This is a genomic window from Curtobacterium sp. PhB190 (assembly GCF_004365385.1).
Classification (GTDB): domain Bacteria; phylum Actinomycetota; class Actinomycetes; order Actinomycetales; family Microbacteriaceae; genus Curtobacterium.
In genome coordinates, this window is record NZ_SODN01000003.1 from 417,367 (window position 1) to 428,762 (window position 11,396).

General features: G+C 69.9%; 9 protein-coding genes and 1 rRNA gene. All 10 read left to right on the top strand.

From position 1 onward, the window contains the following. The first annotated feature begins 66 nt into the window (after positions 1 to 66). On the top strand, positions 67 to 1,164 hold the full coding sequence (locus EDF47_RS07310; protein WP_132099013.1) for an NAGSA dehydrogenase family protein: 1,098 nt from the start codon (positions 67 to 69) through the stop codon (positions 1,162 to 1,164). Continuing rightward, positions 1,161 to 2,369 carry a bifunctional glutamate N-acetyltransferase/amino-acid acetyltransferase ArgJ gene (gene argJ / locus EDF47_RS07315; RefSeq protein ID WP_243649977.1) on the top strand — a complete coding sequence of 403 codons (1,209 nt, stop codon included), beginning with the start codon at positions 1,161 to 1,163 and terminating at the stop codon, positions 2,367 to 2,369. The genes EDF47_RS07310 and argJ overlap by 4 nt, the downstream gene beginning before the upstream one ends. After that, positions 2,369 to 3,421, top strand: coding sequence for an acetylglutamate kinase (gene argB, locus EDF47_RS07320; RefSeq protein ID WP_123293376.1), 1,053 nt, complete (start codon positions 2,369 to 2,371; stop codon positions 3,419 to 3,421). The genes argJ and argB overlap by 1 nt, the downstream gene beginning before the upstream one ends. Beyond that, positions 3,418 to 4,641: an acetylornithine transaminase gene (locus tag EDF47_RS07325; protein ID WP_131877375.1), complete on the top strand. Its 1,224-nt coding sequence runs from the start codon at positions 3,418 to 3,420 to the stop codon at positions 4,639 to 4,641. The genes argB and EDF47_RS07325 overlap by 4 nt, the downstream gene beginning before the upstream one ends. Next, the gene (gene argF, locus EDF47_RS07330) at positions 4,638 to 5,588 is read left to right on the top strand and encodes an ornithine carbamoyltransferase (RefSeq protein ID WP_131877373.1); all 951 of its coding nucleotides are present in this window, start codon (positions 4,638 to 4,640) and stop codon (positions 5,586 to 5,588) included. Before EDF47_RS07325 ends, argF begins: the two co-directional genes overlap by 4 nt. 9 nt (positions 5,589 to 5,597) lie before the next feature. Further along, complete coding sequence (locus EDF47_RS07335) at positions 5,598 to 6,794, top strand: argininosuccinate synthase (protein ID WP_131877371.1); 1,197 nt, start codon at positions 5,598 to 5,600, stop codon at positions 6,792 to 6,794. 42 nt (positions 6,795 to 6,836) lie between these two features. Then, complete coding sequence (argH, locus tag EDF47_RS07340) at positions 6,837 to 8,273, top strand: argininosuccinate lyase (protein ID WP_131877369.1); 1,437 nt, start codon at positions 6,837 to 6,839, stop codon at positions 8,271 to 8,273. Then, on the top strand, positions 8,270 to 8,965 hold the full coding sequence (locus EDF47_RS07345) for a DNA-3-methyladenine glycosylase (protein ID WP_133938872.1): 696 nt from the start codon (positions 8,270 to 8,272) through the stop codon (positions 8,963 to 8,965). The genes argH and EDF47_RS07345 overlap by 4 nt, the downstream gene beginning before the upstream one ends. Before the next feature lie 127 nt (positions 8,966 to 9,092). Further along, complete coding sequence (gene tyrS / locus EDF47_RS07350) at positions 9,093 to 10,406, top strand: tyrosine--tRNA ligase (protein WP_123338478.1); 1,314 nt, start codon at positions 9,093 to 9,095, stop codon at positions 10,404 to 10,406. A 537-nt stretch (positions 10,407 to 10,943) separates the two neighbouring features. Next, positions 10,944 to 11,396, top strand: a 16S ribosomal RNA gene (locus EDF47_RS07355); the annotation flags it as partial.

An 11,396-nucleotide genomic window follows, 5' to 3' on the forward strand; every position in this document is an offset into this window, starting at 1 on the left:
TCAGCACCGCCCGGGGTCGCCGCCTCCGACTCTCTCGACGACCAGTCCGACCAAAGGTGGAATCCCATGTCCGTATCCGTCGCCGTGGCGGGAGCCTCCGGCTACGCGGGTGGTGAGCTCCTGCGCGTGCTCTCCGCCCATCCCGAGTTCGACGTCAGGACGGTGACGGCGTTCTCGAACGCCGGACAGCCGTTGATCGCGACACAGCCGCACCTCCGGTCGCTGTCGCACCTGACCCTCGAGAAGACGACGGCCGAGACGCTCCGCGGGCACGACGTCGTGTTCCTGGCGCTGCCGCACGGTCAGTCGGGGGCGATCACCGAGGAGCTCGGGGACGACGCCCTCGTGGTGGACTGCGGCGCGGACCACCGTCTGACGGACGCCGCGGCCTGGGAGCAGTTCTACGGCGGTGACTACCACGGCGCCTGGACCTACGGCCTGCCGGAGCTCCTGCTCGCCGCCCCGACCCCGGGTTCGGCCGACGAGTGGCGCGAGGTCGAGGACATCGCGTCGCAGGGCAAGCAGCGTTCGGCCCTGGTCGGCACCAAGCGGATCGCGGTCCCCGGGTGCAACGTCACCGCGGTGACGCTCGGCATCCAGCCGGGCATCCAGGCCGGGCTCGTCGAGTCGGACGACATCGTCGCCGTGCTGAGCGTCGGCCCGAGCGGTGCCGGCAAGAAGCTCGCCAACACCTACCTGGCGTCCGAGATCATGGGTTCCGCCAGCGCCTACGCGGTGGGCGGCACGCACCGGCACGTCCCGGAGATCCAGCAGAACCTGGTCGTGGCGGGTGCTGCCGACGTGACGATCTCGTTCACGCCCGTGCTCGTCCCGATGTCGCGGGGCATCCTCGCGACGACGACGGCCAAGCTCACCCCGGGTGTCAGCGCCCGCGACGTGCGGCTCGCCTGGGAGCAGGCCTACGCCGACGAGCCGTTCGTGCACCTGTTGCCCGAGGGCGAGTTCCCCCGGGTCGCGGACACGATCGGTGCGAACACCGCACTCGTCGGCATCGCGGTGGACGAGGCCGCAGGCCGCGTCGTCGCCGTGACGGCTCTCGACAACCTCGCGAAGGGCACGGCGGGTGCCGCTGTCCAGTCGACCAACATCGCCCTGGGTCTGCCGGAGACCCTGGGCCTCAGCGTGGACGGAGTCGCACCGTGACCGACCTCACCGACGTGAGCGAGCCCACCCAGGGCGAACCGGGCCTCCAGGGCGTCACCGCGGCAGCGGGTTTCCGCGCTGCCGGCGTGACCGCCGGCCTGAAGACCAGCGGCAAGCCGGACGTGGCGCTCGTCGTCAACGACGGCCCCGACGCGGCCGTGGCCGCGGTCTTCACCAGCAACCGCGCGCAGGCGCACCCGGTGATCTGGTCCCGCCAGGTCGTCGGTGACGGCGTCGCGCGCGCCGTCGTCCTGAACTCCGGCGGCGCCAACTGCTTCACGGGCCCCTTCGGCTTCCAGACCACGCACCTGACCGCCGAAGCCGTCGGCGACGCCCTCGGCATCGGTGCGGGCGACGTCGTCGTCTGCTCCACCGGACTCATCGGGGTGGGCGACCAGACGTTCCGCGACAACGTGCTCCGGGGCGTCGACCTCGCGGGCGCTGCGCTCACCGCTGATGGCGGCCCGGACGCGGCCACGGCCATCATGACGACCGACACCAGGGCGAAGCAGTCCGTGGTGACCGAGGACGGCTGGACCGTCGGCGGCATGGCGAAGGGTGCGGGCATGCTCGCGCCCGGGCTCGCGACGATGCTCGTCGTGATCACGACCGACGCCGTGCAGACCCCGGACCAGCTCGACCAGGCGCTCCGCGCGGCCACCCGCATCACCTTCGACCGCGTCGACTCGGACGGCTGCATGTCGACGAACGACACCGTCGTGCTGCTGTCGTCGGGCGCGAGCGGGGTGACGCCCGAGGTCGGCGACTTCCAGGAAGCCCTGACCGCGGTCTGCGCCGACCTGGCCCGCCAGCTGCAGCAGGACGCCGAGGGCGCCAGCCACGACATCGCGATCGAGGTCGTGCACGCCGCGACCGAAGACGACGCCGTCACCGTCGGCCGGAGTGTCGCGCGCAACAACCTGTTCAAGGCGGCCGTCTTCGGCAACGACCCGAACTGGGGCCGGGTCCTCGCGGCCATCGGCACCACGGACGCCGACTTCGACCCGTACGCGGTCGACGTCAGCATGAACGGTGTCCGGGTCTGCCACGCCGGCGCCCCGGACCAGCCGAGCGACACCGTCGACCTGACGCCGCGGGACACCCACGTGCGCATCGACCTCGGCGTCGGGACGCACTCGGCGACGATCCTGACCAACGACCTCACGCACGACTACGTGCACGAGAACAGCGCGTACTCCAGCTGATGGCGAACGACACCGAAGGGGCCGGGACGCCCCTCACGAAGGAAGAAGAGCACGAGTTCGCCGCCGTCAAGGCCGCGACCCTGATCGAGTCCCTGCCATGGCTCAAGCGGTTCTCCGGCAAGGTCGTCGTCGTCAAGTTCGGCGGCAACGCGATGGTGAACGAGGACCTCAAGCGTGCGTTCGCCGAGGACATGGTCTACCTCCGCTACGCCGGGTTGCACCCCGTCGTCGTGCACGGCGGGGGTCCGCAGATCTCGGCCGCGCTCAAGGAACAGGGCATCGAGTCCGAGTTCCGTGGCGGCTACCGCGTCACGACCACCGAGGCGATCTCGGTCGTCCGCGACGTCCTGGCTGGCGAGGTCAACCGCGAGATCGTCGACCTGATGAACGAGCACGGCGAAGGCCTGGCCGTCGGCGTGTTCGGTGACGGCGGGTCCCTGTTCACCGGCGAGCAGAAGGGCGTGGTCGTCGACGGGCAGGAGTACGACCTCGGGCACGTCGGCGACATCACCCACGTCGACCCGTCAGGGGTGCTCGCCGCGATCGAGGCCGGCCGCATCCCGGTGGTCTCGAGCATCGCGATCGACGACGCCCACCCGGACCAGGCGCTCAACGTGAACGCCGACGCAGCCGCGGGTGCCCTGGCGATCGCGCTGCGTGCGTCGAAGCTCATCATGCTCACCGACGTCCCCGGCCTGTACCGCAACTGGCCGGACCGTGACTCGCTCGTCGACCTCATCGCGGTCGAGGAACTCCGCGCGCTCCTGCCGTCCCTCGAGTCGGGCATGATCCCGAAGATGACCGCGTGCCTCGACGCCGTGGTCGGCGGGGTCGGCGGCGCGACGATCATCGACGGTCGGATCCCGCACTCGATCCTGCTCGAGGTCTTCACCCTGCGCGGTGCGGGCACCGAGGTGATCCCGGACCCGAGCCGACGCACCGAGAACCAGATGACCCACGCCGAGATCGGCCGACGCGTCGCAGCACCGTCGACGAGCACCAGCACCGGCCAACACGTGGCCAGCACGACCGAGAAGGGGCAGCAGCCGTGAGCAGCGAGACGCAGACCGAGACCTGGAACGACCGGTTCGGGGCGTCGCTCATGCGATCCCTGACCCCGCCGAAGATCATGCTCGAGCGCGGACAGGGCTGCCGTGTCTGGGACGTCGAGGGCAACGAGTACCTCGACTTCCTTGCGGGCATCGCCGTCAACTCGCTCGGCCACGCGCACCCCGTGCTGGTCGAGGCGATCGCCGACCAGGCCGCGAAGCTCGTGCACGTGTCGAACTACTTCGCGACGCCGCCCCAGCTCGAGCTGGCGGAGCGCCTCAAGCGCATCACCGGTGCGGGCGACGCCGGGCGGGTGTACTTCGGCAACTCCGGGGCAGAGGCGAACGAGGCCGCGTTCAAGCTCGCGCGCCTGAACAAGGGCGCCGACGGGCAGAAGACCCGCATCCTCGCGCTGAAGCAGGGGTTCCACGGCCGGACGATGGGGGCACTCGCGCTCACCGGCAAGCCCGCGCTGCAGCAGGACTTCCTGCCGATGATCCCGGGCGTCGAGCACATCGACTCCACCGTCGCAGCGCTCGAGGCGTCCATCGACGACACGGTCGCGGCGATCGTCATCGAGCCGATCAAGGGCGAGGCCGGCGTCGTCGACCTGCCCGAGGGCTTCCTGCTCGCCGCGCGCCGGCTGACCGAGGAGCACGGTGCGCTGCTGATCCTCGACGAGATCCAGACCGGCGTCGGCCGGACCGGCAACTGGTTCACCTACCAGGGCCACGGCTTCACCCCCGACGCCGTCACGGTGGCCAAGGGCATCGCCGGCGGCTTCCCGATCGGTGCGCTCGTGACCTTCGGGTGGGCGTCCGACCTGTTCTCGGCCGGCCAGCACGGTTCGACCTTCGGCGGCAACCCGCTCGGCACCCGCGTGGCGAACGCGGTGCTCGAGGAGATCGAACGCGCGGACCTCGTCGCTGCCGCCGTGGTCAAGGGCGAGCGGATCCGGACCGGCATCGCCGGCATCGGCTCACCGCTCGTCGAAGAGGTCCGCGGCACCGGTCTGCTCATCGGCGTCGGGCTCACCGGCCCGATCGCGGCCGCGGTGAACGCCGCCGCCCTCGAGCGTGGCCTCATCATCAACGCCCCGAACGAGTCGAGCCTGCGCCTCGCGCCGCCGCTCATCGTGTCCGACGCCGAGATCGACGAGTTCGTGTCGATCCTCGCCCAGAGCCTCGCGGCCGTCGCTGCCGCCCAGGAGACCTCCGCATGACCCGCCACTTCCTCCGGGACGACGACCTCAGCCAGGCCGAGCAGTCCGCGATCCTCGACATCGCCGACCAGATGAAGGCCGACCGTTGGGGTGCGAAGCCCCTCGCCGGCCCGCAGAGCGTCGCGGTCATCTTCGACAAGTCGTCGACCCGCACCCGGGTGTCGTTCCACGTCGGCATCTCCGACCTGGGCGGCAGCCCGCTCATCATCTCGACGGCGAACAGCCAGCTCGGCGGCAAGGAGACCCCGTCGGACACCGCCCGCGTGCTCGAGCGCATGGTGTCGGCGATCGTCTGGCGCACCTACGGTCAGGCCGGTCTCGAGGAGATGGCCGCCGGCACGACCGTCCCGGTCGTCAACGCACTGTCCGACGACTTCCACCCCTGCCAGCTGCTCGCCGACCTGCTCACCATCCGCGAGCACCGCGGCACGCTGGCGGGCCAGACCGTGGCGTTCATCGGCGACGGCGCGAGCAACATGGCGCAGTCGTACCTGCTCGCCGGCGCGACCGCGGGCATGCACGTCCGCGTCGCGGCTCCCGCTGAGTTCTCGCCGTCCCCGCAGGTCGTCACCGACGCCGAGCACCGTTCGGCCGAGACCGGCGGTTCCGTCCTGGTCGTCACCGACCCGGTGGCAGCGGTCGCCGGTGCCGACGTCGTGGTCACCGACACCTGGGTGTCGATGGGCAAGGAGTCCGAGAAGCAGTCGCGCCTCGACACCTTCTCCGGGTACCGCGTGGACGACGCCCTGATGGCGCACGCTGCCGACGACGCGGTGTTCATGCACTGCCTGCCCGCCGACCGTGGCTACGAGGTGACCGCCGACGTCATCGACGGGCCGCGCAGCATCATCTGGGACGAGGCGGAGAACCGTCTGCACGCCCAGAAGGCGCTGCTGGCCTGGCTCCTCGCCGCGAACGGCGCGACGGCGACCGCCGCGACCGCGTAGGCGCACCGCATGGCTGACCGCGTCGTCCTCGCCTACTCCGGCGGCCTCGACACCTCCGTCGGGATCGGCTGGCTGCGTGACGCCACCGGCAAAGAGGTGGTGGCACTCGCGGTCGACGTCGGCCAGGGCGGCGAGGACCTCGACGCGATCCGACAGCGCGCACTCGACTGCGGGGCCGTGGAGTCGATCGTGGTCGACGCCAAGGACGAGTACGCCGACGAGTACATCGTGCCGGCCCTCAAGGCCAACGCGCTGTACCAAAAGCGCTACCCGCTGGTGTCGGCGCTGAGCCGCCCGCTCATCGCGAAGCACCTCGCGCTGACGGCGAAGCAGCTCGGCGCCGACAGCGTCGCGCACGGCTGCACCGGCAAGGGCAACGACCAGGTCCGGTTCGAGGCAGCGGTCGCGGCGATCGCCCCGGACCTGCGGAGCGTGGCACCGGTGCGTGACCTCGCCCTGACCCGGGACAAGGCGATCGCGTACGCCGAGCAGCACGCCCTGCCGATCCAGCAGTCGCAGCGGTCGCCGTACTCGATCGACCAGAACGTGTGGGGCCGTGCGGTCGAGACGGGTTTCCTCGAGGACCCGTGGAACGCCCCGACCGAGGACCTCTACGCCTACACGCAGGACCCCGCCGTCCCGCGCGACCCGGACGAGGTGACCATCACGTTCGAGCGCGGCGTCCCGGTGGCGCTCGACGGGCAGCGCTTCAGCGTGCTGCGGATCGTGCAGGAGCTGAACGCCGTGGCTGGCAAGCACGGCGTCGGTCGGATCGACGTCGTCGAGGACCGCCTCGTCGGCATCAAGTCGCGCGAGGTGTACGAGGCCCCTGCGGCGATCGCGCTCATCACGGCGCACGAGGAGCTCGAGCGCCTCACCCTCGAGCGCGACGTGAACCGCTACAAGCGCGGTGTCGAGTCGGAGTGGGCCGACCTGGTCTACGGCGGTCTGTGGTTCGGCGGGCTGAAGCGCAGCCTCGACGCCTTCGTCGACCACACCCAGCAGCACGTCTCCGGCGACGTCCGCCTCCAGCTGCACGGCGGTCGGGCGACGGTGACCGGCCGTCGCTCGGAGCAGAGCCTCTACGACTTCGACCTCGCCACGTACGACACCGGCGACACGTTCGACCAGTCCCTCTCGAAGGGCTTCATCGAACTCTGGTCGCTCCCCAGCAAGATCTCCGCCCGCCGCGACGCGGCGAACTGACACCCGCCGCCACCCGGCCCGACGACAACGACGCAGGACGACATGACCGACGAGAAGACCGACGCCACCAACACCGGAGCCCTCTGGGGCGCCCGCTTCGCCGACGGCCCGAGTGCGGCCCTGGCAGCGCTGTCGAAGTCGACGCACTTCGACTGGCAGCTCGCCCCGTACGACATCGCCGGCTCCCGCGCGCACGCCCGGGCCCTGCACACGGCGGGGTACCTGACGGCGGACGAGCTCGAGCGCATGCTCGCCGGACTCGACCGGCTCGAGGCCGCGCACGCCGACGGCACGCTGCAGCCCGACGAGTCCGACGAGGACGTCCACGGCGCCCTCGAGCGCCTCCTCATCGCCGACCTCGGTCCGGAACTCGGCGGCAAGCTCCGCGCCGGCCGCAGCCGCAACGACCAGATCGCGACGCTCGGCCGCATGCACATGCTCGACCACGGGCGGCGCATCGGCCGGCTCGTGATCGACCTGGTCGACGCGATCACCCAGCAGGCCAACGAGCACCCGGCAGCGATCATGCCGGGTCGCACGCACCTGCAGCACGCGCAGCCCGTCCTCCTCGCGCACCACCTGCTGGCGCACGCGTGGCCGTTGGTCCGCGACCTCGAGCGCCTCCGCGACTGGGCGGGCCGCGCGAGCGTGAGCCCGTACGGCGCCGGTGCCCTCGCCGGCAGTTCGCTCGGCCTCGACCCCGCCGCGATCGCCGCGGAGCTCGGGTTCGACCGCCCGGCCGACAACTCGATCGACGCCACGGCCGCCCGCGACGTCGTCGCCGAGTTCGCGTTCGTCCTCGCGCAGATCGGCATCGACGTCTCGCGTCTGTCGGAAGAGGTCATCCTCTGGAACACGAAGGAGTTCGGCTTCGTCCGGCTCCACGACGCCTTCTCGACCGGCTCGAGCATCATGCCGCAGAAGAAGAACCCCGACATCGCCGAGCTCGCGCGCGGCAAGTCCGGTCGTCTGATCGGCAACCTGACGGGTTTGCTCGCGACCCTGAAGGGACTGCCGCTCGCCTACAACCGTGACCTGCAGGAGGACAAGGAGCCCGTCTTCGACTCGGTCGCCACGCTCGAGGTCCTGCTGCCAGCCTTCACCGGCATGATCGCGACGCTCACCTTCGACACGGACCGGATGGCCGAGCTCGCGCCGCAGGGCTTCTCGCTCGCGACCGACGTGGCCGAGTGGCTGGTCCGCCAGGGTGTCCCGTTCCGCGATGCGCACGAGGTGTCCGGTGCGCTGGTCCGGTACTGCGAACAGCGCGGCATCGAGCTCGACGACCTGACCGACGACGAGTACCGGTCGGTCTCCGAGCACCTGACCCCCGGGGTCCGTGCCGTGCTCACGATCGAGGGCAGCGTCGCGTCCCGATCGGGTGTCGGCGGGACCGCTCCGGACCGTGTGGCCGAGCAGCTGGCGTCCGTCACGCGTCGCGTCCACGACCTGGCCGAGGGCGCACCCTTCACGCGATGACCGAGGGGCTGCTCGCGATGCTCGCCGAGCCGGCGCCGCGCATCGCACCGGCGCTGCTCGGTGCGACGATCGCTGGCCGAGGCGTGACCCTGCGCATCACCGAGGTCGAGGCCTACTTCGGCCCCACCGACCCCGGCTCGCACGGCCACCGCGGTCCGACCGAGCGCAACCGCCACCTGTTCGGCTCGCCGGGCACCCTGTACGCGTACCGCTCGTACGGCATCCACACCTGCGTCAACGTCGTGAGTGCACCGGCCGGCACCTCCTCCGGTTCCCTGCTCCGCGGTGCGCAGGTGATCGAGGGCGTCGACACCGCACGCGGACTACGTGGCCCGTCGGTCGCCGACGTCGCGTTGGCGCGTGGCCCCGGCAACCTCGGTGGTGCTCTCGGCGCGGTGCTCGGACAGGACGACGGCACCTCGCTGCTCGACGGGTCCGGTCCGTTCGTGCTCACGTTGGCACCCGGCCTGGAGGCGCGGCTCGCCTCCGCCTCGCCGGCCCAGGTCGTCGAGGAACTCCTGACCGAGACCGCACCCGGCCCCGGCGGGACGGGTCCGGTCCCGCGCATCTCGCGCGGACCGCGCACCGGCGTCGGCGGCATCGCCGGCGGTGCGCAGTACCCCTGGCGCTTCTGGTTGACGGGCGACCCGACGGTCTCGACGTACCGACGGCACAAGGGTGCCCTCGACTGATCCCCACCGGCACGGCCGGCCCGCCGCTGGCGCGTCGCGCCGGAACCGGCGGCGTGGGCCCAGACGCACCACGGGCCTCCCGGTCGACGGCGCGATGTCGGTGGTGCGCCGCCGCTACGATGGCGGGGTGTCCAGTGATACCGCTCAAGACGTCCTGACGCGCCAGCAGAACGACCCCACCTTCGCCTCGGTGTGGGACGAACTGCGCTGGCGCGGTCTGGTGCAGGTCTCGACCGACGAGACCGCACTCCAAGAGGCCCTCGACGGTGATCCGATCACGTACTACTGCGGCTTCGACCCCACGGCACCGTCGCTGCACTGCGGCAACCTGCTGCAGCTCCTGACCATGCGTCGGTTGCAGCTCGCCGGGCACAAGCCGCTGGCGCTCGTCGGGGGATCGACGGGGCTCATCGGCGACCCGCGTCCGACGGCGGAGCGCACGCTGAACACCCGCGAGACCGTCGCCGAGTGGGTGGCGCGTCTGCAGGGGCAGGTGTCACGGTTCCTGAGCCCGGACGGTGACAACGGCGTCCGGCTGGTGAACAACCTGGACTGGACGTCGCCGATGTCCGCCATCGACTTCCTGCGCGACGTCGGCAAGTACTTCCGGGTGAACTCGATGCTCAAGAAGGACGCCGTCGCCGCGCGGTTGAACTCCGACGCTGGGATCAGCTACACGGAGTTCAGCTACCAGATCCTGCAGGGCCTCGACTACCGCGAGCTCTTCCGGCAGTACGGCTGCACGCTGCAGACGGGTGGCTCGGACCAGTGGGGCAACCTGACCTCGGGGACGGAGCTCATCCGTCGTGCCGAGGGTGCGACGGTGCACGCGCTCGGGACACCCTTGATCACGAACTCGGACGGCACGAAGTTCGGCAAGAGCGAGGGCAACGCCATCTGGCTCGACGCCGAGATGACGTCGCCGTACGCGCTGTACCAGTTCTGGCTCAACACGGCGGATGCCGACGTGATCGCCCGGTTGCGGGAGTTCACGTTCCTGTCCCGTGCCGAGATCGAGCGACTCGAGCAGGCGGTCGCCGACGAACCGTTCCGACGCGAAGCGCAGCGGACCCTCGCGTTCGAGGTCACCTCGCTCGTGCACGGGGTCGACGCCACCCAGGCCGCGATCGACGCCGCGGCTGCGCTGTTCGGCAACGGGGACCTCGGTGCCCTTGACCCGGACACCCTGCGGTCGGCGATCGCGGAGCTGCCGGGGTCGGTCACCATCGAGGCCGGCGCCGACGTGGCCCGGGCCCTCGTCGAGACCGAGCTCGTGAAGTCCCTCGGCGAAGCCCGGCGGGCGATCGACCAGGGCGGCGTGTACGTGAACAACGTCCGAGCCGAGGACGCCACCGCACCGCTGTCGGACCTCGCCCTGCCCGGGGGAGTCCTCGTGCTCCGCCGCGGCAAGAAGACCCTCGCCGGCGTGACGCTGGCCTGATCGCCCCGGCACCCGGGCGACGCGTGTTGCACAACGCGACACGCCCGGGATCGGGCCTGGCTTGGCACACTCGCCCAGGCCTGCGTAAAGTTCCTACTCGTCACCCCAAAGGTGCGGCGGAGCGGCTGGAGCGAAAGCCCAGAGCGCGTCGGCCCTCAAGCGGGACCATCCTCCACTGAAGATCAGATCTCGCCTTGTGCTCGATCGCTTCGACGCCTAGGATGACAAGCCCACCGGTTCTCTCCCCTCGGGGATGAGCCACAGGACCTCCGGGTCCGACGACACACCGGTGGCAAGCCAAGTACACAAGCCTCGTGGCTGGAGCTCGAACCTGAGCCGAAGAGCGAGTGCGTCTGGTCCTTGAGAACTCAACAGCGTGCACATTGTCAATGCCAATTTATTGATTGACCTCGTGCCTGGGCAGCTTCGGTTGTTCAGGTCATGATGCAATTCCTTTTGGATTGAAGATTGTCAGTAGACAGTCAACAGTCAGAATCAACTCGGTCTGATGCCCTTTGGGTGTTGGGTCTGTATTTTTTTACGGAGAGTTTGATCCTGGCTCAGGACGAACGCTGGCGGCGTGCTTAACACATGCAAGTCGAACGATGATGCCCAGCTTGCTGGGTGGATTAGTGGCGAACGGGTGAGTAACACGTGAGTAACCTGCCCCTGACTCTGGGATAAGCGTTGGAAACGACGTCTAATACTGGATATGATCACCGGCCGCATGGTCTGGTGGTGGAAAGATTTTTTGGTTGGGGATGGACTCGCGGCCTATCAGCTTGTTGGTGAGGTAATGGCTCACCAAGGCGACGACGGGTAGCCGGCCTGAGAGGGTGACCGGCCACACTGGGACTGAGACACGGCCCAGACTCCTACGGGAGGCAGCAGTGGGGAATATTGCACAATGGGCGAAAGCCTGATGCAGCAACGCCGCGTGAGGGATGACGGCCTTCGGGTTGTAAACCTCTTTTAGTAGGGAAGAAGCGA

Excerpts from the sequence above, each read along its gene's own strand:
- EDF47_RS07345 (WP_133938872.1), top strand. The coding sequence starts at position 8,270 with ATGACCGAGGGGCTGCTCGCGATGCTCGCCGAGCCGGCGCCGCGCATC.
- argH (WP_131877369.1), top strand. The coding sequence starts at position 6,837 with ATGACCGACGAGAAGACCGACGCCACCAACACCGGAGCCCTCTGGGGC.
- argF (WP_131877373.1), top strand. The coding sequence starts at position 4,638 with ATGACCCGCCACTTCCTCCGGGACGACGACCTCAGCCAGGCCGAGCAG.
- EDF47_RS07335 (WP_131877371.1), top strand. The coding sequence starts at position 5,598 with ATGGCTGACCGCGTCGTCCTCGCCTACTCCGGCGGCCTCGACACCTCC.
- EDF47_RS07310 (WP_132099013.1), top strand. The coding sequence starts at position 67 with ATGTCCGTATCCGTCGCCGTGGCGGGAGCCTCCGGCTACGCGGGTGGT.
- argB (WP_123293376.1), top strand. The coding sequence starts at position 2,369 with ATGGCGAACGACACCGAAGGGGCCGGGACGCCCCTCACGAAGGAAGAA.